This window comes from Nocardia huaxiensis (assembly GCF_013744875.1).
GTDB lineage: Bacteria > Actinomycetota > Actinomycetes > Mycobacteriales > Mycobacteriaceae > Nocardia > Nocardia huaxiensis.
This window is the reverse complement of sequence record NZ_CP059399.1, coordinates 5,400,229-5,425,300: the sequence shown is the minus strand read 5'-3', so window position 1 is coordinate 5,425,300 and position 25,072 is coordinate 5,400,229. Positions and strand designations below refer to the sequence as shown.

Annotated in this window: 24 protein-coding genes; 7 read left to right on the top strand and 17 right to left on the bottom strand. The window is 67.6% G+C overall.

What is annotated here, in order from left to right; all coding sequences use genetic code 11:
• Positions 1 to 230: 230 nt before the first annotated feature.
• Complete coding sequence (locus H0264_RS24435) at positions 231 to 737, top strand: hypothetical protein (protein ID WP_181579709.1); 507 nt, start codon at positions 231 to 233, stop codon at positions 735 to 737.
• A 21-nt stretch (positions 738 to 758) separates the two neighbouring features.
• On the opposite strand, the gene H0264_RS24430 is transcribed toward H0264_RS24435, so the two are convergent.
• The 7 genes from H0264_RS24430 to H0264_RS24400 all read right to left on the bottom strand — a co-directional run bounded on the left by H0264_RS24430 (position 759) and on the right by H0264_RS24400 (position 6,273).
• On the bottom strand, positions 759 to 1,460 hold the full coding sequence (locus tag H0264_RS24430; RefSeq protein ID WP_181579708.1) for a nucleotidyltransferase domain-containing protein: 702 nt from the start codon (positions 1,458 to 1,460) through the stop codon (positions 759 to 761).
• A 101-nt stretch (positions 1,461 to 1,561) separates the two neighbouring features.
• Complete coding sequence (locus H0264_RS24425; protein ID WP_181579707.1) at positions 1,562 to 2,896, bottom strand: family 1 glycosylhydrolase; 1,335 nt, start codon at positions 2,894 to 2,896, stop codon at positions 1,562 to 1,564.
• A gap of 60 nt (positions 2,897 to 2,956) precedes the next feature.
• On the bottom strand, positions 2,957 to 3,157 hold the full coding sequence (locus tag H0264_RS24420) for a hypothetical protein (protein ID WP_181579706.1): 201 nt from the start codon (positions 3,155 to 3,157) through the stop codon (positions 2,957 to 2,959).
• A 191-nt stretch (positions 3,158 to 3,348) separates the two neighbouring features.
• Positions 3,349 to 4,659, bottom strand: coding sequence for a family 1 glycosylhydrolase (locus tag H0264_RS24415; RefSeq protein WP_181579705.1), 1,311 nt, complete (start codon positions 4,657 to 4,659; stop codon positions 3,349 to 3,351).
• 7 nt (positions 4,660 to 4,666) lie between these two features.
• On the bottom strand, positions 4,667 to 5,224 hold the full coding sequence (locus tag H0264_RS24410; RefSeq protein ID WP_181579704.1) for a class I SAM-dependent methyltransferase: 558 nt from the start codon (positions 5,222 to 5,224) through the stop codon (positions 4,667 to 4,669).
• A gap of 25 nt (positions 5,225 to 5,249) precedes the next feature.
• Positions 5,250 to 5,663: a hypothetical protein gene (locus H0264_RS24405; RefSeq protein WP_181579703.1), complete on the bottom strand. Its 414-nt coding sequence runs from the start codon at positions 5,661 to 5,663 to the stop codon at positions 5,250 to 5,252.
• Entirely contained in the window at positions 5,656 to 6,273 is a 618-nt protein-coding gene (locus tag H0264_RS24400) for a hypothetical protein (protein ID WP_181579702.1), read from the bottom strand. Before H0264_RS24400 ends, H0264_RS24405 begins: the two co-directional genes overlap by 8 nt.
• 122 nt (positions 6,274 to 6,395) lie before the next feature.
• Between H0264_RS24400 and H0264_RS24395 the strand changes: the two genes are divergently transcribed.
• The 3 genes from H0264_RS24395 to H0264_RS24385 all read left to right on the top strand — a co-directional run bounded on the left by H0264_RS24395 (position 6,396) and on the right by H0264_RS24385 (position 12,955).
• Positions 6,396 to 7,340 (top strand): amidohydrolase family protein, encoded by a 945-nt coding sequence (locus H0264_RS24395; RefSeq protein WP_181579701.1) that lies wholly within the window; start codon positions 6,396 to 6,398, stop codon positions 7,338 to 7,340.
• A 91-nt stretch (positions 7,341 to 7,431) separates the two neighbouring features.
• Complete coding sequence (locus H0264_RS24390) at positions 7,432 to 10,077, top strand: winged helix-turn-helix domain-containing protein (protein ID WP_181579700.1); 2,646 nt, start codon at positions 7,432 to 7,434, stop codon at positions 10,075 to 10,077.
• A 202-nt stretch (positions 10,078 to 10,279) separates the two neighbouring features.
• On the top strand, positions 10,280 to 12,955 hold the full coding sequence (locus H0264_RS24385; RefSeq protein ID WP_181579699.1) for an AAA family ATPase: 2,676 nt from the start codon (positions 10,280 to 10,282) through the stop codon (positions 12,953 to 12,955).
• Positions 12,956 to 13,204: 249 nt separating this feature from the next.
• On the opposite strand, the gene H0264_RS24380 is transcribed toward H0264_RS24385, so the two are convergent.
• Positions 13,205 to 13,942 carry a tyrosine-protein phosphatase gene (locus tag H0264_RS24380; protein ID WP_181579698.1) on the bottom strand — a complete coding sequence of 246 codons (738 nt, stop codon included), beginning with the start codon at positions 13,940 to 13,942 and terminating at the stop codon, positions 13,205 to 13,207.
• A gap of 198 nt (positions 13,943 to 14,140) precedes the next feature.
• Between H0264_RS24380 and H0264_RS24375 the strand changes: the two genes are divergently transcribed.
• The gene (locus tag H0264_RS24375; RefSeq protein WP_244975932.1) at positions 14,141 to 14,617 is read left to right on the top strand and encodes a DUF488 domain-containing protein; all 477 of its coding nucleotides are present in this window, start codon (positions 14,141 to 14,143) and stop codon (positions 14,615 to 14,617) included.
• Positions 14,618 to 14,642: 25 nt separating this feature from the next.
• On the opposite strand, the gene H0264_RS24370 is transcribed toward H0264_RS24375, so the two are convergent.
• Positions 14,643 to 15,857, bottom strand: a complete 1,215-nt coding sequence (locus H0264_RS24370; protein WP_181579697.1) for a site-specific integrase — start codon at positions 15,855 to 15,857, stop codon at positions 14,643 to 14,645.
• A 53-nt stretch (positions 15,858 to 15,910) separates the two neighbouring features.
• Positions 15,911 to 16,213, bottom strand: coding sequence for a hypothetical protein (locus H0264_RS24365; protein ID WP_181579696.1), 303 nt, complete (start codon positions 16,211 to 16,213; stop codon positions 15,911 to 15,913).
• Between the two features lie 188 nt (positions 16,214 to 16,401).
• Between H0264_RS24365 and H0264_RS24360 the strand changes: the two genes are divergently transcribed.
• The gene (locus H0264_RS24360; RefSeq protein ID WP_181579695.1) at positions 16,402 to 17,631 is read left to right on the top strand and encodes a serine hydrolase; all 1,230 of its coding nucleotides are present in this window, start codon (positions 16,402 to 16,404) and stop codon (positions 17,629 to 17,631) included.
• 60 nt (positions 17,632 to 17,691) lie between these two features.
• Here H0264_RS24360 and dinB read toward each other — a convergent pair whose 3' ends face one another.
• The 3 genes from dinB to H0264_RS24345 all read right to left on the bottom strand — a co-directional run bounded on the left by dinB (position 17,692) and on the right by H0264_RS24345 (position 20,018).
• Positions 17,692 to 18,918, bottom strand: a complete 1,227-nt coding sequence (dinB, locus tag H0264_RS24355; RefSeq protein WP_181579694.1) for a DNA polymerase IV — start codon at positions 18,916 to 18,918, stop codon at positions 17,692 to 17,694.
• A gap of 61 nt (positions 18,919 to 18,979) precedes the next feature.
• Positions 18,980 to 19,423, bottom strand: a complete 444-nt coding sequence (locus H0264_RS24350) for a YybH family protein (protein ID WP_181579693.1) — start codon at positions 19,421 to 19,423, stop codon at positions 18,980 to 18,982.
• Positions 19,398 to 20,018 (bottom strand): NADPH-dependent FMN reductase, encoded by a 621-nt coding sequence (locus H0264_RS24345; protein ID WP_181579692.1) that lies wholly within the window; start codon positions 20,016 to 20,018, stop codon positions 19,398 to 19,400. The genes H0264_RS24350 and H0264_RS24345 overlap by 26 nt, the downstream gene beginning before the upstream one ends.
• A 133-nt stretch (positions 20,019 to 20,151) precedes the next feature.
• On the opposite strand from H0264_RS24345, the gene sigJ reads away from it, so the two are divergent.
• Entirely contained in the window at positions 20,152 to 21,033 is an 882-nt protein-coding gene (sigJ, locus tag H0264_RS24340) for an RNA polymerase sigma factor SigJ (RefSeq protein WP_181579691.1), read from the top strand.
• A 15-nt stretch (positions 21,034 to 21,048) separates the two neighbouring features.
• On the opposite strand, the gene H0264_RS24335 is transcribed toward sigJ, so the two are convergent.
• From H0264_RS24335 to H0264_RS24320, 4 genes are all read right to left on the bottom strand, one after another.
• Complete coding sequence (locus tag H0264_RS24335) at positions 21,049 to 22,272, bottom strand: MFS transporter (protein ID WP_181579690.1); 1,224 nt, start codon at positions 22,270 to 22,272, stop codon at positions 21,049 to 21,051.
• 58 nt (positions 22,273 to 22,330) lie between these two features.
• Positions 22,331 to 23,683 (bottom strand): HupE/UreJ family protein, encoded by a 1,353-nt coding sequence (locus H0264_RS24330; RefSeq protein WP_181579689.1) that lies wholly within the window; start codon positions 23,681 to 23,683, stop codon positions 22,331 to 22,333.
• Between the two features lie 110 nt (positions 23,684 to 23,793).
• Complete coding sequence (locus tag H0264_RS24325; RefSeq protein WP_181579688.1) at positions 23,794 to 24,267, bottom strand: NUDIX domain-containing protein; 474 nt, start codon at positions 24,265 to 24,267, stop codon at positions 23,794 to 23,796.
• A complete protein-coding gene (locus H0264_RS24320) occupies positions 24,251 to 25,012 on the bottom strand; it encodes a helix-turn-helix domain-containing protein (RefSeq protein ID WP_181579687.1) in 762 nt (253 codons plus the stop codon). The genes H0264_RS24325 and H0264_RS24320 overlap by 17 nt, the downstream gene beginning before the upstream one ends.
• Positions 25,013 to 25,072: the final 60 nt, after the last annotated feature.

Sequence of the window (25,072 nt, the reverse complement as noted above, 5' to 3'; positions counted from 1 at the left end):
CCGTGGATTTCATCCTGAAAGTTATTGCCTGACATCCCCATACGAGACACACCCCACGCACACACGATCGTTATGTGCGCATGCGGCGTACTTCTGGCACTCTCGTAGGAAGAGTACTTATCTCGGGTAAGGACAGGGTACGCCGATCAGCGCCGATCGAATTCCCGTCGACTCCTCCCGACAGTATTCGAAAGGCACTGACCGGCACAGTTTTCGGAGTTCACCTGACTATGGCACCCCTCGCACCCGCCCCCGGCGCATCCGTCCATCCGCAGGCCCCCACCCACTCCGTCAGTCCCGTCCCCGCCAACCCCTGGACCGCGGGATCGCTGTGGTGGGACAGCAAAACCGTCCTCGTCACCCGCCCCATACCCCCCGACCGCATCGCCGTCGCCCCCCACCTGGTCATCCCCGAGGAGGGTGGCCGCCTGGCCTTCCTGCTCTCCTCCTACACCGAGGAAGCCCAGCAGCTGGCCGGCGACGGCCGCGTCGTGATCCAGCCCGGCGACTGGCGCGGCCGTCCGGCCCTGGGCTCCCGCCAGCAATACGGGACGGTCCACATCATCACCGGCGGCCCCTTCGCCGACAAGATCCGCGAAGGGATGCGCATCAAGTACGGCGCCCGAATGTCCTTCGCCCGCATGGCCCATCGCCTGGCCAACGGCGCAGTTCCCTACGGCGACCTGGTCGCCGTGGCCGAACTGCGCCCCAGCCACCCCTACATGCTCACCCGGTAGACGGACCGCGCGTCTGGATGCTCACCCGTGGGCATCCAGATGCGCCCGCCGCACCCGCTGCAGAAATTCTTCCAGCGGCTCCTCATTCGGCCGCCGCGGCAACGGCGTCCGCGCCGAATCGAACTTCTCCTCGTACTCGGCAATCAGCGCCTTGGCCGCGGCCTCGCCCGATTCCTCCATCATCTGCCGCCCGAACGCGAAATACGGCTCCGGATCCGGCAATCGAACCGGCAGCACCCCGGTCGTGTACAGCTCATACCCCTGCCACAGCAACCGCATCGTATGCCGGGCATGCTTGGCCAACCGCGGATCCTGCAGCCCCTGAGTCTCCCGCCGATTCAACATCTTCCGAAACTGCGCCATCGCATACCCGAAATACGAATGCCGCACCTTCGGCGCCGACAAGAAATGCTCACGCAGCCCGACCAGTTCCCGCCCGAAATCACTTGCGACGGTGTAATTCTCGAGCCACAAAATCTCATTCACGGTCGGATTGCACGACAGGATCAACCCCATCGCCTTCCCCACCTCGTGATAAGTGGCATCGGCCCCATCCCGCCCCTGCCGGGTCCCGCGATCCCGCGTGGGCGGATGCAGCCCGAGAAAAGTCCGCGTCGGCTCCACATACACCCCGAGATAATCCACATCGCTCTGAGCCGTATTCAGCCCATAAGCATGCGACCCCACCACACCTTCCAGCAGCAGATCACTCTTGTCGCTCATCGCACTTCCTTCCCCACCCGCTCGAACGCACCGAGTATCCCGGGTGCCCGCAGGAAACGACACCGAATATTTCGACCGGCAGCGTTGGGGAAGTCGCGTGGTCAGGGGATGGTGACGGGGGTGGCGCAGCTGGCGGGTGGATCCACCAGGCGGCAGTCGGAGGGGGCTCGGATGGGGGAGTAGCCGGTGGGGACGCCGCTGGCGGAGATGACCTGGCGGTAGGTGTCCACCGCGTCGGTGGGGCGGCGGGTGAGGGTGGGATCGGTCGTGACGTCCACGGTGTAGAGGCCGAATCGGGGTGTGTAGGAACCCCATTCGTAGTTGTCGGTGATGGACCAGTAGTTGTATCCGACGATGTTCATGCCGTCGGCCTTGGCGCGCTGGAGCCAGTAGACGGTGTCGCGCAGGTGCTGGGAGCGGGTGTAGCCGTCGGCGCGGGGTTTGCCGTCCTCGGTGGGCATGCCGTTCTCGATGATCCAGAGGGGCTTGCCGGGGAACTTGTGTGAATAGTGTTGCAGGGCAAAGTAGATGCCCTCGGGGCGGACCGGGAGTTCCCACATGCCGGCGGCCGGCGGGAGGGAGCCGTCGGGATGGGAGGCGGCCTGGGTGGTGGGGGGTTCGTAGCCGAAGTAGTAATCGACACCGATGAAATCGAGTTTGTCGCCGATGCGGTCCATGAGGGGGCCGTTGACTTCGGCTTCGGCGCCGGCGACGTAGCCGACATTGCTGGTGACCAGGGCGTCGGGCTGGATGCGGTGGATGTAGTCGTAGATGCTGTTGTGCGCCTGGGCGATTCGGTCGAGCATCTGGTTCGGGTCGGTGTCGTTCTGGCGGACCTCGTGCATGATGTAGGCGACGGGCTCGTTCACCGTGACCCACACCGGATTCCGGGAGGCGAAGCGGTCCACCACGAGACGCGCATTCGCCAGCCACTGGTCGACCATGCCGGGATTGCGCCAGCCGCCCTGATCCAGCGCCCAGGCGGGGTAGGTCCAGTGGTCGAGGGTGAGCATGGGGTGCATGCCGGCGGAGATGATGGCGTCCACGACCGATTCGTAGAAGGCGAAACCGGACTCGTCCCAGGTGTCGGCGGTGGGTTGCAGGCGCGCCCATTCGATGCCGATGCGGAAGACCTTCGCGCCGAGGCCGGCGGCGAGGGCGATGTCGTGCGGGTACCTGGAGCGGAAGTCGACGGAATTCTCGAAACGATCCCAGGCGGGGTTGTTGTCGATGTAGCGCGTCCAGTTGCTGTCGGGCGCATGGCCTTCGGACTGGAAGCCGGAGGCGGCCACACCCCACAGGAAGTCCGAGCCGAGCCCGCTGCCCGCGGCGATGGGCTGCACGGGGCCGGTGGTCGCGGAACTCACGGCAACAGGCAGCAGCGTCGAGGCCACGGCGACTCCGGCCACGACGAGACGGTGCAGCCGAGCGCGCATCGGACTCCTCCTCCGGGACAGCGGTGTCGTGAATGTCCCGAATCGGAGCGTAGCTGGCGATTAGCTGAATTCCCGTGCAGTACGGTGCGTGTCGCGCCCGGCGGCCGGGGCCCACCGGGCGAGCAGCCAGGAATCCACCAGCCGCTCCTGTGTCTCGTCCCCGGCGAGCCGGGCCGACAGGGCCTGCTCGTCCATGCCGGCGTCCGCGCCGGGTGGTCCGGCCGGTGGGCCGCCTCTCCTCTGATCGTTGTCGGCAGACATGATGTCCTCGATTCTCGAACTGAACGCCCGGCCCGTGAGGGCGGGGCCGACAGGTCGGCGACCATCCGAGGGATCGGAGGTCTCCTCTCCGTCTCATTCAGTGTCGGGCGACGGGACAAAGCGGACGCGAGTACTCCACTACCCGTATTCGCGTCCGGCTCGCTCGCATTCCGCCGAGAAGAGCCGCCCGATCAGCGGGGCAGCGTCACCGGATCGGTGCAACTGGACGGGGCATCGACCAGCGAGCAGGTGGCCGGAACCCGCGTCGGCAGGTAGTGCGCGGGAACGCCGCCGTCACGGGTGATCAGGCGGTAGGCATCGACCGCGTCGGTGGGCCGGCGGGTGAGCGCGGGATCGCTCCGCACATCCACCGTATACAGTCCGAAACGCGGTGTGTAGGAACCCCATTCGTAGTTGTCGGTGAGGCTCCAGTAGTTGTAGCCCATCACGTTCATGCCGTCGGCGCGTGCACGCTGGATCCAGTAGATGGTGTCGCGCAGATCGTCGGCTCGGGTGTAGCCGTCCGCGCGCGGCGCACCGTTCTCGGTGGGCATGCCGTTCTCGACGATGTAGAGCGGCTTCCCGGGGAATTGCCGCGCGAAATGCCGCAGCGTGTAATAGATTCCGTCCGCCTCGAGCGGCAGCTTCCACAGCGCGTTCTGTGCGAAGGAGGTGTACTGGGCGACCGTCGCGGGCGACATGCCGTAGTAGTAGTCGATGCCGATGTAGTCCAGCCGATTCGCGATCAGGCTCAGCATGGCGCCGTTGACCGCCTGATCGGCCGCCGGAATATAGGCCACATTGCTGGTGACCATGGCACCCGGCTGCACCGCGTGGATGTAGTCGTAGATGCTGTTGTGCGCGTCGGCGAGTCGCTGCTGCATGACCGGTATCTCCCCGATCGGCAACCCGCCATTGCGCACTTCGTTCATCATGTACGCGGCCGGCTCGTTGATGGTCACCCACAGCGGATCGGCCGCCGCGTACCGATCGACCACCGCGCGCATATTGGTCAGCCAGTCCTCGACCATGCCCGCATTGCGCCACCCGCCGCGATCGGCCGCCCAGCCCGGGTAGACCCAGTGGTCCAACGTCAGCATCGGCCGCATGCCCGCCCCGCGGATGGCGGCGATCACCTTGTCGTAGAAGGCGAATCCGTTCGGATCCCAGACTCCGGGTCGGGGCTGCACCCGGGCCCATTCGATGCCGATGCGATAGACGTTCACCCCCAACTGCTCGGCGAGCGCGATATCGGAGGCGTAGCGCGAGTAGAAGTCGACGCTGTCGCCGTAGCGGTCGTAGTCGGGGTGGGTGGCGATGTAGCGGGTCCAATTGCTGTCGGGCGCATGGCCTTCGGATTGGAAGCCGGAGGCGGCCACTCCCCAGTAGAAGTCGTCACCGAAGGCGGGCACCTGACTCGCGTGCGCCGGAGTGCTCGTGGCGAGTAGTGCGCTGATGGCGGCGACGGTGGCGAGCAGATTGCGGCGAGCGAGTGGTCGCATGGCACTCCTAAAGCGAACTGGGCGGCCGACCAGCATTATTGCGGATTCGAGCCCGCACGACACGGGGTTCGGCCGAATGGTTCGCGCTGTCGGGAAGTACGAGATAGCGGGAGGCTAGCGTCCGCGCGCCGAGATCCTCCAGCACCTCGAATCCCGTGTCGCACAGCAATCTCGCGACCGTGGCCCGCGGCGTCGCGACGGGCAGGTAGTCGAAGACCAGCTGGGTGCCCGGCCGCAGCGTGCTCACGCAGCGCACCAGCGCGGCCAGATTCGCGAGAGTGCGGTCGCCGCCGATGTGAATGACGAACGCGGGCCGGGAGATGGCGAATTCTATTGCGGCCACGGACTCTTCATCGAAGCATCCGATCCGTGCGACCCGCAGCCCCCGATATGGATTCTGCGCGCAGAACGTGTCGAGCGCGTCGCCGACCAGTACGACCTGGTCGATGCCCGCCGTGATCGCATCGGCGAGCCGATCCTCGGCGAACCGGCACCGGGCGGCGGTGAGCAGTCGCCGGCACGCCCGCTCTCGGTGTGCCGGTTCGCGGGTCAGGGTGCTCGTCATGGTTCGGACTCTCGCTCGCGGGTGCTCAGGCGTCGTGCGGGGGCCGGGCGTTCGGGAACGGCCAGCCCGGAAAGTCCGGCATGGGAGGCATCTTCGGCATGGGCGGCAGGTCCGGCATGGGCGGCACGGGCGGAATCGGCATCCCGCTCGCCCCCGCGCCGCCGAAGCGCTGGAACGCGGCCTGCCGGGAGGTGCCGAACAAATCCCCGATCTCGGCCCAGGTGCGCCCTTCGTCGCGCGCCTGCCGGACCAGGGATCGCAGCACGTCGTCGACCACATTGTCGAGACTGCGGGCCGCACGCAGCGCCGCCATCACCGATGGGGCGGGCTTGCCTTCCGCCGGGGCGAGTACCTCCGCGACGAATTCGGCATTGGTGGACAACAGTTTTGCCAGGACCGCACGCTCGTCGGCGGGGTCTCTGTGCTGGGCATCACTCATATGTAAAGGATGCGTTTACACGCGCGGGCTTGTCAAGGTTGGGTTTACGCGTCGGAGGTGTGCGGACGCGATCCAAGGTCAGCGTGCCGAGTGCGACGCGCGTCCCCGCATCGGTGGCCGGCTCCGCCAACCGCCCTTCGGGATGGGTGAACCACGCGCACAGCAGGAACCGGACCGGCAGGGCCGGAGTGCGGTGATGGTAGGGATGCCACTCCAGCCAAGCCCAGCGCACCCGGCCGTACCGGTCCTCGAGACGGTATTCCCGCGCGGTGCGGAACCGCTTGGCCAATCGACCGTAGATGTGCTCGCCGTCCTCGAATTCCCCTGCGGCAGTGATTGAGTCGACGGTGTCGCGGCTGGCGTGCAACGGCGTGAGCGCGTTCGACAGGACGGCCAAGGCGGCCGATCCCGGATATTGCATGCGCACGATCAGATCCGCCGCGCCGGGCCGCGTGAGATCCCGGTAGGCGGCGAATCGCGCCGTCGCCGGGCGAACTCCGGCCTCGAATACCGGGGAACCGCTCAATCGGGCAGCCTGCGGGGTGGGTTCGAAAGAACCCGAGAACCATTCGGCCGACGCGGTATGGATCTGTGGCGGTGAAGCGGTCACGATGATCTCCCTGAACTTCTTGACAACACCTTTCGCTATCGAATGATGGGAAGATTCGCGGTCCACGACTTCACCCTTTTCGGGCGGTTCTCCGTTGTTTCCGGCGCAAATACGGTGATCCCATGAGAATCGATATACATGCACACCTGTGGACCGATGACTATCTGGACCTGCTGGTCGAGCTCGGCCACACCGACACCGACACGCAGCGCGGGATGGGCGCGGGGCTCGGCGCCGAACTCGAGGCCCGATTGCGGCTCATGGACAGCGCGGGCGTCGATATGCAGGTGCTGTCCGCACCGCCGCAGCTGCCCTACGGCGAGGATCGCGAGAAAGCGATCGCCGCGGCGCAATTCGTGAACGACCAATACACCGACGTGGTCTCCCGAAATCCGCACCGGTTCCGCGCCTTCGCATCGACCCCGATGCCGCATATCGACGCATCCCTGGCCGAAATAGGCCGAGCCCTGGACGAATTGGGCATGGTCGGCGTCGCGATGAACACCACCGTGCTCGGACGCGCACTCGTGGACCCCGAATTCGCGCCCATATTCGCCGAACTCGACCGACGGGCGGCGGTGCTGTACCTGCATCCTGCCGGAAACAGCGCCTGTTCACCGCTCATCGCCGACTATCACCTGACCTGGATGGCGGGCGCGCCGATCGAGGACACCATCAGCGTCATGCAGTTGATCACGCACGGATTTCCCCTGCGCTACCCCAATATTCGAATCATCAACTCGCATCTGGGCGGCGCCCTGCCGATGCTGTTGCAGCGGGCGGACAATCAGTACCTCTGGGAGGCGCCCGGCACCCCGGAATTGCCGAGCACACTGGCTCGAATGATGTGGTACGACACGGTCGGTCACGGTCATCTGCCCGCCCTGCGCGCCGCGATCGACTCCTTCGGCGCGGACCGCCTGATCCTGGGCACCGACTTCCCCTACGAGGCCGGCGACATCTTCGCCCGCGCCATCTCCTACATCAGCGATCCGAGCATCGCGCCCGAAGACGCGAAGGCCATTCTGGCGGCCAATGCCGCGGGACTTTTCGGCCCCAAAGTGTGAACCGTGTCATCGGCAAGTCCGTGAACTGCGGATTTGCGGTAGCGTGGCCTTCGGCGGTTGTGAATGGCACGGCACTCGGTCCGGAGGCTCGGTGACCACCTCACAACGAACGACGAACTGTCCTCGCTCGGCTCTCGAACGCACTGCACCGGGACGTATTCCGGCACCGCACTGCGAACCCATCGCACGACCGGAGCTCGACTCGCGCTTCGCTCCGATCCCCTCGGCGACGGGCGCGCACATCGTCCAGATCTGGACGCCCGCCGGTAGCGGAAAGACGGTCCTGCTCCACGATTGGCTGCAACGGCGGCTGGCTGCCCGCCCCGATACGGCCGTCGCCTGGTTGACCATGACCGAGGTCTACGACCGCGATCCCAGCACCTGGCATCCGGTCGCCGAATCCCTCACCGAGGTGCTCGGCCTGCCGACGCCGCCGCCCGGCACGGTCAAACCGGTGCACTACATGGCGCTGCTGACCGACGCCCTGCTCACCCGCACGACCCCGACCGTGCTGATCCTCGACGACGCGCACCTGCTCACGAACCCGCTGTTGCTGGTGGCCGTCGAGTACCTGATTCGCTATGCGCCGCCCACCGTGACCATCGTGCTCGCCGGGCGATACGAGATCGCGTTGCGCTGGCACAGTCTCAATGCGCAGCGCCGCGTCACCCGCATCGGCGCCGAGGACCTCACCCTCACCGGAACCCAAGCGGCGCAACTGTTCCGGCAGCACGGCTGCGAGATACCCGACGGTGATCTGGATGCCGTCATGGCGCTGACGCACGGCTGGGCCGCACTGGTGCGCATCGCGGCCATCCGCATGGAGGCCGCCGAGTGCGATCACGCCGCGGCGCTGGCGGAGCTGGCTCGACCGGCCCAGCCCGTCGTGGACTTCCTGATCGGCGACGTGCTCACCGACCTGCCCTGGCGCAGTTTCGAATTCCTCATGCGCACCAGCGTTCCCGACCATTTCACCGAGGATCTGGCCGATGTCCTGCACGGCTCGCGCGCACACGAGATCCTCGACGAACTGGCCTCCCACGGTGTTCCGCTGACCCGGACCGCGCACGAGGGCACGCTGTGGTTCACCTACCATCCGCTGCTGCGGTCCTACCTGCTGGCCGAAATCGAACGCCGCGACGAGGCCGAGGTGGCGCGGTTACGGCTGATCACCGCCCGATGGCTCAGTGCCGCAGGCAGGTCCGTGGCGGCGCTGTCCTATCTGCTGCGGCTCGACGACGACACCTACCTGCGGGGCTTCCTGCGCGAGCATGGTCTCGGGCTGGTGCTCGACGGCCACGGCGCGCTGCTGTTCGCCGAATTGGCCGAGGCCGGAACGCCTTTGATCGACGATGCGTTCGTGTGGCGGCTGCGTGCTGTGCACGCGCTCACCCGGGGCGAGGACGGTCACGCCCGCACCTATGCGAACTTCGCTGCCGAGCAGCCGGGCGCGTGCTCGGCCCTGGTTCCGCCCGAGTGGCTGGAGGTGCTGGATGTCGCGATCACCGCCGACACCGCCATCGCGGGCGGCACCGGCATCGCGGTCATCGATCCGCCGGATACGCTCTCGCCCACCGGGAATCCCGATGTCGACTGCTATGTGTGCGTGCAATCGGGCGCCGCGATGCTCCTGCAAGGCCGATTCGACCGTGCCGCAGCGCAATTGACCACCGGCCTCACGCTCTCCGAGCATTTCGCCCGGCCCCGCCTGACCCTGCAGGCGATGACCCGGCTCGCCATCGCCTGCGGATACGCGGGCGCGATCACCGAAATGCGCACGCGCTCCGACCAAGCCATCGAATTCGCCCGCCAGCACGACCTTGTGGAGTCCCCGGACACCCAGCGGGCCCGGGTCGCCGCCTGCATCGCCCGCTATATCCAGGGCGACGACTGGGCGACCGACATTGTCGGCGACCCCTCCGATATCGATAGCGTGCCACCGGGCATGCCGGTCGACGGCCTGCCCACCGGGGTCGACTGGCAGCTGCTGGCCACCGTCGCGGCCACCGACAAGCACGCCGCGGTCCGCCGCCTGCGCTTCAGCCTGAGGAATCTGCTGCACCGGCACCCGATGCCCGCCGTCGGCGTCGGCCTGCTGCTCACCGCCACGACCGGAATCCTGGTGCGGCTGCACGAGTTCCGGGCGGCCGAGGAACTGCTGACCCTCGCCGAACCGGTGATCGGGGAGATTCCCGGCTTCGTGATCGCGCGGGCCCTCGCCACCGATGCCGCCCAGAAACCCCGGTCGACCCGTGCTCTCCTGGAACCGGTGCTGCACGGCGACGCACCCATACACCCGATCAACGCCGTCACCGGCTGGCTGCTCTACGCCGACGCCCTGCATCGCCTGGGCATGCCGTCCAAAGCGGTCGAGGCGCTCGACACCGCCCTGCGCCTCTCCCAGCCCGAACGCGTGCTGCGTCCTTGGCTGAACCTCCCGGTCGCGATCGAACTCCTCGACACCTACGCCGGCCGCTTCGGTCCAGGCGACGAATTCGCGGACCTGCTGCGCCACCACCCGGCGGCCCAGCGGGCCGACGCCGCGCCCGCCCTGACCGAATCGGAAATGATTGTGCTCAAACATCTTCCGTCCGGGCGCACCGGCGGCCAGATCGCCGCGGACCTCGGCGTCTCGATCAATACCGTCAAGACGCACCTGCGCGGCCTGTACACGAAACTGCGGGCCAACAGCCGCGCCGAAGCGGTCGCGCGAGCCCGAGTGGTCGGCCTGCTGTGAGGCTCGCACCGAGTCCGTCGACGTGATCGGACGCCACGATGACGGGGCGCCGGCCGCTCGGTGCGCGATCGTGACGCCCGAGATCGGCTCGGTTGGGTGGGTCCGCGGCGCGGGTGGGTGCATCATGATCACGATGCGGGCCGGACGAGCGCTCCGGCCACGCAGGCGGGTCCGTCCGAGGTCGAAGGGAGCGAATCCAGCAATGCCGCGTGACCGTGTCCTCCCTCAGCCGCTGGTCGGCAGAGTGGCCGAGCAGCACGCACTCGATCGGCTGCTGGACCGAGCGAAGGCGGGGGCGGGCGCAGCGCTGGTGCTGGTCGGGGAGCCCGGGATCGGTAAGACCGCGCTGTTGGACTACGCGATAGAGCGAGCCGGCGGCATGCGGGTGCTGCGCTGCCGGGGTGTGCCCAGCGAATCCGATCTGGCCTTCGCCGCCCTGCACGAACTGCTGTGGCCGCTGCTCGATCGGCTCGACGGTCTGCCGCCGACGCAGGCGCTCGCGCTGCGCGGTGCGCTCGGACTGGGTGAGCCGCACGGCAATCAGCTGCTCATCGGCGTCGCGGTGCTGACCCTGCTCGCGGACCTGGCCGAGGAACAACCGGTGCTGGTCATCGTGGACGATCTCCACCTGGTGGACACCGCCAGCCGGCACTGCCTCACCTTCCTGGCCCGCCGCACCGGGGAGGACGCGATCGCGTTTCTTGCCGCGACCCATCCGGGAACTGCCGCCATCGCCGACATGCTGCCCACCCTGACCATCGCGGGCCTCGATACCGAGAGCGCGGAACAGCTTGTCGCCCAGCTCAATCCGGCACTGAGCCCGCTGCGCGCCCGCGCCCTGCTGCGGCTCACCGCCGGAAACCCGCTCGCCCTGCGAGAGCTGAGCCGCACCGCCACAACGAACCTCGGCCCTGCGGCCGAGCCGCAACTGGAACTCGGCCCCCGCCTGCGCGCCGCCTTCGACGCCGACCTCGGCCGCCTCACCCCGGACCAGCGCACAGCACTGCTCGTCACCGCCGCCGAGGATGGCGCCGACGCGATCGTGGCCGAGCGGGCGGCCACGCGGCTGGGCGTCCCCGCCGCCGAATGGAATGCCGCCGTGGAGTCGGGCCTGATGCGCCTGAGTGACGGCCGAATGGTCATGCGCCACCCTCTGATTCGCGCCGCCGTCTACGACGCTGCCGGCCCGGCCGAGCGCCGGGCAGTCCACACGGCACTGGCCGCGGTCTTCGCCGACCGCACGGTGTCGCCCGGACTGACGGAATCACTCATGAGCTCCGATCCGGATCGTGCGGCGTGGCATCTCGCCGCGGCGGCAGAGCATCCGGACGAGGGCATCGCCGCGACGCTGGATGCCGTGGCCGAACGGGCCTGGGCGCGAGGTGGGCAGACTTCGGCCGCACGGATTCTGCGGCGGGCCGCTGCGCTGTCACCGGACGCGAACGCCGCCGCCGTACGACTTTCCAAGGCTGCGCGTGCGGCATGGGACGGGGGTGATGTGGAAACTGCCCGCGAGTTGCTCGCCACCGCCGGTGAACGTGCGGACCCCGCGGTGGTCTCAGCCGCGGGTGGGGGATTGCAGGGAATGTTCGAGCTCGGGCAGGGAGATCCGGCGCGGGCGCGGCGGATGCTGGTGCGGGACGCCGAGAGCGCCGAGGAGCGCTTCCGGGCCGAGATCGAGTACGCGGCCTTGCGTGCGGCGTGGGCGGCCGGTGAATCGCTCGACGCCGCGCAGTTCGACGCGCTGGTGACTCGCGACTTCGACTCGGGTGCGGACGTGCCGCCGTGGCGGTTGCCGATTGCCGATGTCGCTGTCGCGCACGGCACCGAGCGGCATGCGCTGGACATGGTCGACGCCGCCGTGGAGCGCATGCGCACCGACGGGCCGATCAGCTGGCTGGGCTACACGCTCAGTCAGCGGTCGGCGCTACACTTCCTCATCGGGCGGTGGGACGACGCGCTGACCGATGCGGCCGAAGCCCTGCGTCTCGCACCGGATTTCACCGGCCGCAAGACCGTCGCCGACAGCTACTGCACACTGGCATTCATTGCGGGATTGCGCGGCGAGGAGGCCGCGGTCATCGAATTCAGTGGCCGCACGCTGGCGTTCTCGCAGCCGCTGCGCTATCTCCCGGTGACCGCCTCGGCGCAGTGGAGTCGCGGGCTCGCGGCTCTGAGCGCGGAGCGACCGGACGAAGCCTACGCCCTGCTCGAGCCGATCTCGAGGCCCGGCGATCCGGCGCATCACCCCACGATCGAGCTGCTGGCGGCCGCCGACACGATCGAGGCCGCGGTCCGGTCCGGCCGCTCCGACCGCGCCGCCCGGCACCTGAATGTGCTTGCCGCCCACGCGGAGACCACCGGAGCGGACTGGGCGGTCGCCGCCGTGGCGTGCAGCCGGGCGCTGCTGGAGCCCGGCTCGGACGCCGCCGCGCACTTCGCCGAGGCGTTCGAGCACGCACCCGCGCACCGGCCCTTCGCCTGCGCGCGGCTGCGACTGCTGTACGGCGAGTGGTTGCGCCGCAATCGTCGCCGCAGCGACGCCCAGGAGCAATTGCGCTCGGCGCACCAGACTTTCGGTGACTTCGGCGCGGCGCCCTGGACCGCGCGCGCCCAACGGGAATTGGCGATGGCGGGCGACCGTCAGGCAGGTGATCTCGCCGAGGCCGCCCGCACCGCGGTATTGACGCCACAGGAATTGCAGGTTGCCAAACTGGCGGCCACGGGTTTGACGAATCGCGACATCGCCGCGCGCCTGCTGATCAGTCCGCGCACCGTCGCGCACCACCTTTCCAATGTCTTCCCGAAACTCGGATTGGCGCGTCGTGAGGAACTGGCCAGGGTCGATTTCGAGCGCGGGTTCCGTTTGGCGTTGTGAGGGTCGGTTCCGCAGCGGAACGGGCCGTCCAGATGGCGGTTGTGAATGGCTGTTCACGGTCGAACGGCCCATTCGCTGCAGGTAGGATGCGATTTCCTGATTACAGGGTTGCCCTACACCACCATGGTGCTGGCCGTCCGTCCACGAATCGAGCGAATGACGGATACGGTGACGGATACGGTCGGCCCGCAGGAGTCGATTCGCAACGGGCGGTGGGCATACCCGCAGGCGGGACCGGTGTCCTGGGGATCATGCGTGCGGGGCCTCGAGAAACCGATCGCGCAGCCGGGTGAGGACGCTGTCTTTCACCCCGGAATGGGTCGTGAGGTACTCGTGGGGTGATCCGTAGGTACTGGTGAGGTCGGCCAGGACCAGGCGCATCACTTGGGCCGGTGCGCGACCGTAGCCGGGCCAGCGCAGTGTGCGCGGGGCATAGGCCGCATGCCAGTCGGCGACGAGGCGGGCGGTGGCCAGTTCGGTGAGTGCGAAGTCCGCCAGGATCTGGTCCTCGTCGACGTCGAGGGCGCTCAGCAGCAGGGCCGCGATGAGGCCGGTGCGGTCCTTGCCGGAGGTGCAGTGGAATACGGTTGGTCCGTCGCTGTCGGCGATGAGCTCCACGACCTGCCGGATCTCTTCGAATCCGTCGGCGGCGACCTCGGCGTACTTGTCGGCGAGGAATCGCCACGGGTCGATTTCGGGGTCGGCGCCGGCCTGATCGTAGGGGCGATGCTCGATGCTGAAGTTGCCGTAGGTGAAGAGGTGCTGTTCGGGCACCGCGCCGTCGCGGGTGATCTCCCACGGGTAGCGCAGGTCGACCACGGTGCGAATGCCCAAGCCCTGGAACAGTTCCCAATCCGCGTCCCGCAGTTTGCCCAGGGAGTCCGACCGGTACAGCCGGCCCCAGCGCACTGTTCTGCCGTCCGCGGATCGGTAGCCGCCCAGGTCGCGAAAGTTGTGCAGACGCTGGAACTCGATGTGCCGGTTCACCTTCGGCGCTCTCCTCTCGACGGCACGCCCGCACCGCCGAGACCCAGCATGCCGCACGCTGCGCCCGGCAGGGAGTTTCGGCATCTCCGCCCGGATTACCTGACACAGGGCGTCGTGATTGGCTGGAAGCGTTGTCGCTACGCCGCGGCAGGTGGCGTAGCGGTGACTAGCGATGGTGGGTGTTTCCTGGTGCGCAGAATGGCGACGATCGGCGTCTACGGCTTCGACGGCGAATCCTTCGTGCAACGCCTGCGAGACGCAGACGTCGGTCTGCTGCTCGATGTTCGACAGCGGCGTGGTGTGCGTGGACCGCAGTACGCGTGGGCGAACTCACGGCGGTTACAGGCGACCCTCGCTCGCGCCGGGATCGCCTACGAGCATCACCGCGAACTCGCTCCCACCACCGAGCTGCGTCAACTCCAGTACGCCGAGGATGCGCGCCAGGGGGTCGGCAAGCGTTCGCGTCGGGAACTCGCCGCCGAGTACACCCGCCGCTATACCGCCGAGATCCTCGCCCGGGCCGATCTCACCCCGATCGTGTCGGCGCTGCCGATCGGCGCAACCGCGGCGCTGCTGTGCGTGGAGCGTGACCCTGAGGCCTGCCACCGTTCGCTGATCGCCGAGCGGCTGGCCGTGCGGCACGCCGTCACCATCGAACACCTGCGCCCACTGTGAAGCGTGAATCCGCCCCAGCGGGCCGTTACAGGCCGAGTTTGGTGACGGCGTTGTCCTCCAAGGGATTTGCGGTGCGAATGTAGCCGTGCACGGTGCGCGGGTTGGACCAGCGGCCCTGGCGCATGATCTCGCGGGCGCTGGCGCCGCCGAGGGCGGCCTGGGTGGCGAAGCCGGCGCGCAGCGAGTGGCCGGAGAAGAGCGCGGGGTCCAGGCCGGCGCGCGCGGCGTAGCGCTTGACGAGTTCGGCGACCGCGCGGCCGGACATGGCGGTGGCGGCAATGCCGCCGTGGCGGGAGATGGCGGGGAACAGGGGGAGGTCGGGGTTGTCCGCGAGGGCGGTGTGCGTGAAACCGTGGCAGCGGTGAAGCTGTTGCGAGGCAGGGGGATTGGCGTCCAGCCAGGCGGAGAGGCGGAGGCCGCTCGCGTGCGCCTCGCGCAGTCCGATCCAGTCGGCGTAGGCGCAGACGGGGCAGGTGTGCGGTCGCTGGCCGCGCGGGAGAGCCACCCGCTGTTCGGCCGCGCCGGTGGGGTCGGTCTTGGTGGTGGGCAGGTGGATGAGCAACACGGGTTCACCGGTCCGGTGGTCGGTGTGGACGCGGACATCGGTGATGCGCAGGGCGGCGATCTCGCTGCGGCGCAAGGCTCCCGCGAATCCGACGAGCAGCAGCAGGGTGTCGCGGCGGCGGGCGGGTTCGGTGGGCCAGCCGGGGGCGGGCAGTTCGGCCAGCAGCTGGTCGAGGGTGTGCAGCAGTACGGGGCGCTTGCGGTTGGGCTGTGTGCGGCGGGTGCGGCGGATACCGCGCAGGGTCAGGCGCACGACGTCGGCGCGGGTGGGTGAGGGCAGGCCGTTGGCGGCGTGCACGGCGGCCAGGGCGGCGGCCTTGCGTTCGAGAGTGGCTGCGCTGAAAGCCCATTCGCCATTGTCGCGGCGAGCATCGGCGGCAGCGGCGAGATAGACCGCCACGTCCAGGGCATCGGCGGGCAGAGCCTGCCGGGACTCGGCGAGGCACCAGGCCGCCCAGGCGATCCAGTCGGTGCGATAGGCGCGCAACGTGTTCGCCGACTGGGAGGCTTCGAGGTAGCGGCGCAGCGACAGCGCCTGCTCGCCGTCGAAACGCTCCCGGACCAGTTGCAGCGCAGCGGAATCCACCAGCACACTGCGCACACCGCGGCGCAGCTCGGTGCGGACCGTCTCCGGCACCGCGATCACCGTGCCACCGGATTCCGTTGTCTCGGACATGACCTCGACCCTACGACACCCGGGCCCGTTCCCGGCCCGACCACGCGGGCGGCTCAGTCGCCCATCACACCGAAGGGCGAATCGGCCGAGGCGTGATCCAGCGGCATGATCCACCCGGTGCCGCCGTCGTAGGGCGGTGTCGCGCAATCCGGCAGCGGCGGAACATAACCCGGGTTCGGCAGGGACTGCAGCGGGTCGCAGAACATGAGGCAGCCGCTGGGCACGCCCGGTTGCGGATAGCTGGGTATCCCGATCCCCGGCTGCGGGTAGTTCGGGTTCGGAAGCCCACCGAAAACCATGACCGGAACCGATGCGAGCGTGCTCACACCGAGACCGACCGCAATCGCAATCGCCATCGCGCCGACTCCTTCCGCAGTGTGCCGTGCAACCGCGAGCGCGTCCCGGGGGAGGCGCTACGGGCATCGGATGCGATATCCACTCCCGCGCGGGATAAACCCGGACACGCGCCACACGCCGGGAATCGGCTCGTGTCGGGGCTCGGCACGCGGGAAGCCTACCGATCGGTTTTCTCTATGCTGGTCGGATGAACGCTGATGCGATGTCACTGGTGCGGATCGGCGCGGACCTGGACGCCGTGACCACGATCGGTCACGAAGACGGTCCGGATGCGGCAGGCGTGGACCCGCGCGCGGTGGACGCGATCTGGGGTGCTGTACAGGACTGGTATCGCCTGGGGACCACACCCGCTATCCAGATCTGCCTGCGGCGCGACGGGCGCATCCTGCTCAATCGGGCCATCGGCCACGGGTGGGGCAACGGTCCCAAGGACGGGCCCGACGCGGACAAGCGGCTCGTGACACCGGACATGCCGTTCTGTGGCTTCTCCACCGCCAAGGGCGTGTCCGCGACCGTGCTGGCCATGCTCATCGAGCAGGGCGCGTTCGCGCTGAAAGATCCGGTGTGCGAATACATTCCGGAGTTCGCGGCGAACGGCAAGGAACGCATCACCATCGGGGATGTGCTGTCGCATTCGGCCGGCGTGCCGTTCATCACCCCGCCCTACCGGGGGACCGAGCTGGTCCTGAACGAGGAACTGGCGGTGCAGGGGCTGGCCGCGCTGAAGCCGAGTTGGAAACCCGGGCGGTTCCGGGTCTATCACGCCTTGACCAGCGGGTTGATTCAGCGGCTGCTGGTGCAGCGGGCCACCGGGAAGCGGATGCGGGATCATCTGCGTGAGCAGGTGCTGGACCCATTGGGTTTCCGCTGGACCAATTTCGGGGTGCGGCCCGAGGACGTCGACGAGGTCGTGCCCAGCGTGAAGGTGGGCCCCGGCCCGTCCCGGGTGTGGCGGCATCTGGCCGGCCGGGCGCTCGGCGGCGGGTTGTCCGGGCCGACGTCCGCCGAGGACACGCGAGCGTTCCTCACCGCGGAACTGCCCTCCGGCAATCTGGTGACGACCGCGGCGGAACTGTCACGTTTCTACGCGATTCTCGCGCGCGGTGGCGAATTGGACGGTGTGCGCATCATCCGGCCGGATACCTTGCAGACGGCGGTGCGTCCGGCGCCGTGGATTCCCGGTGCGGCCGGTCGCGTGTCGGTGGCGGGCTTCGAATTGGGTGGCCGCCGTTCGAAATTCGGGCGGCATACCGAAACCCATTTCGGCCGTAGCGGATTGACCACGCAGTACGGGTGGGCGGATCCGGCGCGCGGCGTGTCCGGTGCGGTGCTCACCAGCGGTAAGGCGCAGGCCGATCTGGATCGGCCGTGGAAGCTGGTCGCGCAGATATCGAACTCGATCGACCGGAAAGCCTGACGAATTCACGGTATTCGGCAAGGAGGTGGGTTGCTGTCCGCATCGTGGCGCACTGCCTCCTCAGTCCGGCAGGATCGGCACCGAAATCCCTTCGCCTCGGCCGAGAAGTGCTGCGCGCGTGACGGTTCCCGCGCCGAATCGATCACGCAGGGCGTCCAGCGTCGAGTCGAGCGTGGATTCGGCGCGCGGCTGCAACGGCAGGGTGAGCTGCATGGTGTCGGCGTCATCGAGATTGGTCAGGGCGAGCCCGATCAAGGTCAGCCCGCGCTCGTGGATCATGGGCAGCGCCTCGGCCAGCAGCGTGCGCGCGGCCCGCAGGAGGGTCTCGCCGCTATTGGTGGCCTCGGGCAGGGTGTGTGATCGTGTCGCCCGCCCGAAATCATCGAATCGCATGCGCAGCACCACGGTTCGGCACACGCGCCGCGCTCGGCGCAGGCGGTGGCCGAGTCGATCCGCGAGCCCGTGCAGGTACGCCTCGATTTCCGCATCGGTGCGGGTGCGCCGCCCCAGCGCCCGTTGCGCACCGATGGACCGCCGCCGCACCCCGGTGTCCACGCGCCGTGGGTCGCGCGCCCAGGACAGGGCGTACAGGTGCCGCCCCGCCGCGGGCCCGAGCGCGGCGCGCAGCGGGCCCTCACCCATCTCGGCCAATTGTCCGACCGTGGTGATGCCGCGTTCGCGCAATTCCCGTGCGGTCACCGCGCCCACGCCCCACAGCCGCTCGACGGGCAGCGGATGCAGGAAGGCCAGTTCGCCGTCGGGCGGAACCTCCAGCAGCCCATCGGGTTTGGACACCGCGCTGGCCACCTTCGCGAGGAACTTGGTGCGTGCGACGCCGACCGAGATGGGCAGTCCGACCTCCGCGCGCACCCGTTCACGCAGGCGGTGGGCGATGTCCACGGGCGCCCCGGCGATCCGCCACAGTCCGCCGACGTCGAGGAAAGCCTCGTCGATCGAGATGCCCTCGACCTCGGGTGTGGTGTCGCGGAAGATCTCGAACACCGCCTTGCTGGCTTCGGAATAGGCGCTCATGCGGGGTGGCACCACGATCGCCTGCGGGCACAGACGTAGGGCTTGGCCGGCGTTCATCGGCGTGCGCACCCCGAAGGCTTTCGCCTCGTAGGAGGCCGCCAGCACCACGCCGCCGCCGACGATGACCGGTCGCCCGCGCAGTCGCGGATTGTCGCGCTGTTCCACCGAGGCGTAGAAGGAGTCCAGGTCGGCATGCAGAATGGCCGCCCGCTGCGGGCGGTCCCGACCGAGCACCTCACCTCCGGACACGAACATATGTTCGCATACCCGGGGTCGCGGCGGGCGGGCCGGTCGGGATTTACATACCGATTGGTCTTCAGTGTGGTTCGAGGTCGACCACACCTTTCCCGCTGGCGATATCCAGCGGCACCGAGACCTGATCATGCGCGATCATCCAGGTGCCCTCGATCTTGCGCAGGCCGTAGCTGACCCGCACCCACATGCCGCTGGTCGCCGTCCCATTGCTCAAAGTGCCACTGAGACGGCCGAATCCGTGCCCGAACGCCACGTCGCCGCCCACCGTGAAAGTCAGGTCGCGCAACTCGTAGCGCACGGTGTCGAAGAACTCGAACACCCGCACCCAGTTCTCCAGCTTCGCCGCGATGCCGACATGCTGGAGCGGCGGATCGATGTCGAAGGACACCACATCGGCGGCGTACACCTGTTTCAGCGCATCGAGATCCTTCGCGTGCAGCGCATCGATCACGGTGTCGATCCGCGCGCGGATCGCGGCCTCATCGGACGGAAAGTTGCTCGTCATGAGTTGCTCCTTCGGTGAAATCCGGGGTGTCGGTGACCGAGTACCGCAGTGGCGCGAGCGCAGTGCTCCAGGCGACCAGCTGATCCAGCAGGCCGTTCAGCGTGACATCGTGGCGGTCGGCCGGCCGGAACACGGTGTGGTTCTCGAAATCGGTCTTGACCGACAGGGTCACCTGGTAACCGACATCGGCCAAGCCGAGCACACCGCAGACCGAGCGCAGCTGCTCTACCGCGCGCACGCCGCCGTCCACGCCATAGGAGACGAATCCGATCGCCTTGTTGGCCCATTCCGCGAACGCATGGTCGATGGCGTTCTTCAGCACTCCGGGAGCGCCGTGGTTGTACTCCGGTGTGACGATGATGAAACCGTCGAAGCCGGCCAGCCGCTCGGCCCACGCGCGAGTGTGCGCATGCACCGACGGCCCGAACATCGGCGGCACTTCCTCCTCGAAGTGCGGCAGCGGATGGTCTTTCAGATCGATGATCTCGAACTCGGCATCGCCGCGCCGCGAGGCATGTTCGAGCACCCACCGCGCCACCTGCGGCGCATTGCGATTGGGCCGTGTGCTGCCCAGAATGATCCCGATTTTGATCATGTCCACCACTCCTGCTCTGCTGACAGTGTCACGACCATCCGACGAAGCAGGCGTGCGAAATGTCAGGCCGCCATACAAATCGGGCCGCTGTCTCGTCGAATTCGGTGAGGACGCACATCCGAAGGAGCCGATCATGACCGACCCGCACCTACCCGCGGTGATCAGCGAACGCCGCCAGCTGATCAACCTCGCCTACCGCCTGCTCGGCTCCCTCGCCGAAGCCGAGGACGTGGTCCAGGAAACCTACGCCCGCTGGTACGCCCTCACCGACAGCGACCGGGACGCCATCGTCGTCCCCGGCGCCTGGCTCACCACCGTCGCCGGCCGCATCTGCCTCGACCTCCTCGGCTCCGCCCGCGCCCGCCGCGAACACTATGTCGGCGAATGGATCCCCGAACCCATCCCCGCCCACACCGACCGCCCCGGCGCCCCCGACCCCGCCGACCGCATCACCCTCGACGAATCCATCTCCATGGCCTTCCTGGTGGTCCTCGACTCCATGACCCCCGCCGAACGAGTCTCCTTCGTCCTGCACGATGTCTTCCGCTACTCCTTCGCCGAAGTAGCCGACATAGTGGGCCGCACCCCCGCCGCCTGCCGTCAACTGGCGTCGTCGGCCCGCCGCCGCATCACCACCGCCGAACCTCCGTCCACCACCGAACGCTCCGAGGTGATCAGAAACTTCAAACACGCTTGGGAGACAAGCGATATCGACGCCCTCATCGCGCTACTGGACCCCACCGCCACCGCCACCGCCGACAGCGGCGGCCTGGCCCCCGCCTTCCTCCACCCCATCACCGGCGGCACCCAGATCGCCCGCGCCTGGATCGAAATCGCCTCCCGCGGCACGCGATTCACCCTCCTCGAACGCACAGTAAACGGCCAGCCCGGCCTGGTAGCCGAACAAGACGGCGTCGTCATCTCCGTCTACGCCTTCGACATAGCCGACAATCGCATCACCCGAATCTGGGTGATCCGAAACCCGGAGAAGCTGCGCCCCTGGACCGCCGGCTGAGTGGGTTCGGCACAGTCAATGCGAGTTGTTCTCTGGGCATGCGGATTCCGAGTGCGCATGAGATCGTGCCGGCGGGCGGAGTGCGCGGGAACCGAGTGCGGCGACCAGCACTATCGCGACGGGGACCGCCAGGCCGAGAGTGAGCCCCCAGCGGTGGGCCAGGAAACCGATCAGCACCGGGCCGGTGAAGAAGCCGCAATAGCCGAGGATGGAGATATTGGCTATGGCGCGAGCGACGGGGATGCCGGGGACATCGCCACCGGCGGCGAAAGTCAGGGGCAGGGTGTAGGAGATGCCGAACCCCAGGAGGGCCAGTCCGATGAAGCCGGGGATGGTGCCGCCGATGAGCAGCGCGGCACCGAATCCGATTCCGGCGGTGAGGGTTCCGGCGAGAAATGGGCGGACGGGGCCGAAGCGGGCCACGAGGTGATCACCCGCGAATCTACCGAGAGTCATTCCGGCGGCGAAGATCGCGAATCCGACTGCGGCGGCGGCACCGCTGGCATGCGTTTCGTCGCGCAGGTAGACCGCCGACCAGTCGTTCGCGGCCCCTTCGACCAGTGCGACCGCGAAGGCGAGCAGACCGAGAACGATCAATCGAGTGGGCCACTGGCGGACCCGCCCGGCCCCGCCGACGGCGCTGCCGACGCGATCGACAACCGAAGGCAGCAGGCGGTTCGAGCGCATCAGCGCCGCTGCCATGGTGAGCAGCGCGACCGCCCAGAAATGTGCCGTCAGCGAGATCTCCGCTCGCTCGGCTGCCACGCCGATCAGGGAACCGCCGATCATGCCCATACTGAAATAGGCGTGGATACCGGAGAGCAGTGAACGCCCACTCGACTTCTCGACCGCGACCCCGTGCGCGTTCATCGCGACATCCACGACGCTGTTCGACATCGCGAAAACGACAGCGGCAACGGTCAATCCGGCTCGATCGGGTACCAGCAGCAGACCGGGAAGACAGACCGCGAACACCGGTACCGTCACGCGAAGCGTCGATCTGCTCCCGAAACGCAGCGTGAGGAACTTGCCCAGCTGCAAGCCGACGATCGCGCCGATGTTCAACCCGGCGAAGACGATGGCCAGCCCGGCCTCGTCGAGTCCGATGCTGTCCTTGACCGTCGGTATCCGCGCTGCCCAGGTCGCGAAGAGCAAACCGGAAAGAAGGAAGATCACCCGAACCGAGGTCAGCGCCTGGCGATAACCTACAGTTGGAGCCGCACCGTTGTGGATCGACACGAAGGCTCCTCTCGACGGCCGCGCACGCCCGGATCGGACACCGCGCCGTTCGAGGCAATCATGGGATCACCTTCTCCCACAAGGGCTTCGACGCAGGATTGCCGCGATCGATACGTCGTCTGAATGTCTGTACGGTCAGCACCAGAACCGCCACGGCAGCCGCGGTCGTGACGATCGGAAGGATCAGCGCGCCACCCTGATCCGCGGCACGCGCGACCGGATTGGCGACACCGAGTCGATCGAAGACCCAGCCGAGCGCGGCGACGACAGCCAGCACCGCGCCACCGACACGGAGGAACGGCTGAGCTCGCGTGGCGGCCAGAACCAGCAGCGACGGCAGGGTGAGCGCCACCAGAAACAACTGAACAGCCTCGATGCCGAGATTGAACCCGAGCACACTGAGCGCCAATTGGCTCGAGGACAGCTTCAACTCCGCCAGGGTGAACGAGAACGCCATACCGTGCACCAGCCCGAACACGCCCGCCACGCCGGCCTCCCGGCCCGGGAACAGCGGCCGGACGGCGTGCACACCACCCACGAGAATCGTTGCGGCTATGAGCGTTTCGACCGGCTGCACCGGAATCTCGAGCCGCCCCAGGGCACTGACCACCAGTGCCGCCGAGTGCCCCACCGTGAACGCGACAGTGACGGCCACGATATGCCGCATGGCGCGCCCCGCCCGATTGTCCGGCTGCCAGCGTCCGGCCCTGGCGATCAGCACCGCCGGCAGCAGGAGCGTGAACAGGAACAGCAGATGGTCGGTCCCTTCGAGAATGTGATGGCCACCGAGCACCACCATCCCGACGAATCCCCGCCACGCCCCGCCGTCGGTCAGATCCACCGAAAGCGGCGGCACCGTCCCGGTTTCCGCGTCCATCCGCACCACACCCACCTGCCTGGCGTCATTGCCGGCATCGACGCGTCCGCCCTGCCAGTCCTGCCGGACCGAAACAATGGCGATATGAGTGCCGACCTTGTGAATAACAGCGTCGTACCCCAGCACGAACCGCCGCATATCGACCTCGGCCGGCGGAGTCAGCACCGCACGAACGACAAGCTGCTTGTACGCCCCCAGCGCCGTCCCCTCGGCATACTCCACCCGCATATCGCCGATCTCGACACCCCAAGCCCGGCCATCCGACGAGGCCGCCCGCACATGCTCGCGCAGATACCTACCCAACCCTGCCGCGTCCCCTCCCGACAGACTGGCCCGCAAGTCGACATCGATACCGCTCGCCGCCGCCAACTCCCCAGTGGGTATGGACAATTCGGCCTCGACCGCCGTCTCCCGCACATCGAGCAGCACCCGGGTCCCCGGTACCGGATGCGCCGACACAGCAATCGGATTGAGCAGCAACACAACAACCGCACACCCCACCACACCCAGTACTCGCCATAGTGTTCGCGTCACCACCCGATCATGCGCACCCCACCCACCCACCCGAATCGGTCGATCAACCTATCTTGGGACTACCCGGCAACCCGCGGCCTGCGTCGCCCTACATTCGAAGGGAAGCGATCTCACCCCAGATACGGCTGAGCTCGCCTCTCGCGATAATGGTGCAGCCTCAGCCGGACGGTGTCGTGCACAGGCAGGTCCGTCAGTTCGTCGACCCCGACGAACCGAACAGCGGTCGATTCATCACTCACCGTGATGCGCCCACCGCGCACGCGCCCGTAGAAGGTGACATTGAATTCTTGTCTGACTTCACCGTCCGCATAGGCAATGACATGATCAGGATCGGTGTAAATGCCTAGCAGCCCGGTGATTTCGATCTCCAGACCAGTTTCTTCGCGTGTCTCCCGCACCACGCACTGCTCGAGCGTCTCGCCGATCTCCATCACCCCACCGGGCAGCGACCAATTCCCCGAATCGCTGCGCCGCTGCATCAGAACGGCGCCCCGCTCATCGACGACCAGCGCGGACCCACCAGGCACCAGGCTGTTCGCCTTGGGGGCGTGGGGATCTCGATAGTAGTCACGCCTTCTGCTCATGAAGCTCTCCTGGCGGGTAGGGGGTAACAGTTTCCCAGATCTGCTCGACCTGATCAGCGAACGACGCGAAGATGCCATGTGGCGACAGCTGCCTCAAATGCAGTGTCGGATGCTGATATCCGCGGGCACGCACGAGATACGGGGTGACGATCATCTGATCGTCGAACCGGAATATCGAGTTGTACAAGTGCACGGTATGCAATCCTGCACTGCATCCAGGTGCAGTGCTGAGCGGACCGATCATGCTCAGCGCATTCCGGATACGGCCGGGCAGCGTTCCATTCATCTGCTCCAAGGCATCTCGCTCGATGACGTGTGGGCAGTCCGGATCGGCGAAGGCAAGCCGTGCTCGTGCCCCGTTGCGACATTTCTCGGCGACGATGGCGGCCGTGTTCGGCAGCAATTCGAATACAAAAGGGTAGGCGTAGCCGACGACATCGATCTGTTCCGTTGTCCCCAGCAGCAGCGATATCCATAGTTCGCTCGGGACATCGGCGCGATGTCCGTACGCACCGAGGACTTCCGCTGTGGCAGGTGCTCCAGCGCTCAGATCCGGGCGGACCTGCGGCCAGATCACGTTCTCGGATTCACCTAGTGTCTGAGCAACCGCGAGCCGCGTGCGTCGATGCGGAACTCGTCCCGCCAGCCACCGATTGACCGTCTTCACATCCACGCCCACAGCCGCTGCCAGCATCTCCGAATCCAGCTGTGCCCGCAACATTGCCGACCTCAGTCGCTGGCTCATATGCCAACGGTAGCGGACGGTTTCGGGACGTTTGCGGGAATTTCAAGTGTCCGCAGAAAC

What these genes read in the sequence shown, in the direction of transcription:
- H0264_RS24325 (WP_181579688.1), bottom strand. Translation starts at nt 24,267, where the DNA reads ATGAGCAGAAGGCGTGACTACTATCGAGATCCCCACGCCCCCAAGGCG.
- H0264_RS24415 (WP_181579705.1), bottom strand. Translation starts at nt 4,659, where the DNA reads ATGCGACCACTCGCTCGCCGCAATCTGCTCGCCACCGTCGCCGCCATC.
- sigJ (WP_181579691.1), top strand. Translation starts at nt 20,152, where the DNA reads ATGACCGACCCGCACCTACCCGCGGTGATCAGCGAACGCCGCCAGCTG.
- H0264_RS24345 (WP_181579692.1), bottom strand. Translation starts at nt 20,018, where the DNA reads ATGATCAAAATCGGGATCATTCTGGGCAGCACACGGCCCAATCGCAAT.
- H0264_RS24420 (WP_181579706.1), bottom strand. Translation starts at nt 3,157, where the DNA reads ATGTCTGCCGACAACGATCAGAGGAGAGGCGGCCCACCGGCCGGACCA.
- H0264_RS24320 (WP_181579687.1), bottom strand. Translation starts at nt 25,012, where the DNA reads ATGAGCCAGCGACTGAGGTCGGCAATGTTGCGGGCACAGCTGGATTCG.
- H0264_RS24435 (WP_181579709.1), top strand. Translation starts at nt 231, where the DNA reads ATGGCACCCCTCGCACCCGCCCCCGGCGCATCCGTCCATCCGCAGGCC.
- H0264_RS24395 (WP_181579701.1), top strand. Translation starts at nt 6,396, where the DNA reads ATGAGAATCGATATACATGCACACCTGTGGACCGATGACTATCTGGAC.
- dinB (WP_181579694.1), bottom strand. Translation starts at nt 18,918, where the DNA reads ATGTTCGTGTCCGGAGGTGAGGTGCTCGGTCGGGACCGCCCGCAGCGG.
- H0264_RS24430 (WP_181579708.1), bottom strand. Translation starts at nt 1,460, where the DNA reads ATGAGCGACAAGAGTGATCTGCTGCTGGAAGGTGTGGTGGGGTCGCAT.
- H0264_RS24360 (WP_181579695.1), top strand. Translation starts at nt 16,402, where the DNA reads ATGAACGCTGATGCGATGTCACTGGTGCGGATCGGCGCGGACCTGGAC.
- H0264_RS24410 (WP_181579704.1), bottom strand. Translation starts at nt 5,224, where the DNA reads ATGACGAGCACCCTGACCCGCGAACCGGCACACCGAGAGCGGGCGTGC.
- H0264_RS24375 (WP_244975932.1), top strand. Translation starts at nt 14,141, where the DNA reads ATGGCGACGATCGGCGTCTACGGCTTCGACGGCGAATCCTTCGTGCAA.
- H0264_RS24425 (WP_181579707.1), bottom strand. Translation starts at nt 2,896, where the DNA reads ATGCGCGCTCGGCTGCACCGTCTCGTCGTGGCCGGAGTCGCCGTGGCC.
- H0264_RS24370 (WP_181579697.1), bottom strand. Translation starts at nt 15,857, where the DNA reads ATGTCCGAGACAACGGAATCCGGTGGCACGGTGATCGCGGTGCCGGAG.
- H0264_RS24350 (WP_181579693.1), bottom strand. Translation starts at nt 19,423, where the DNA reads ATGACGAGCAACTTTCCGTCCGATGAGGCCGCGATCCGCGCGCGGATC.
- H0264_RS24405 (WP_181579703.1), bottom strand. Translation starts at nt 5,663, where the DNA reads ATGAGTGATGCCCAGCACAGAGACCCCGCCGACGAGCGTGCGGTCCTG.
- H0264_RS24365 (WP_181579696.1), bottom strand. Translation starts at nt 16,213, where the DNA reads ATGGCGATTGCGATTGCGGTCGGTCTCGGTGTGAGCACGCTCGCATCG.
- H0264_RS24385 (WP_181579699.1), top strand. Translation starts at nt 10,280, where the DNA reads ATGCCGCGTGACCGTGTCCTCCCTCAGCCGCTGGTCGGCAGAGTGGCC.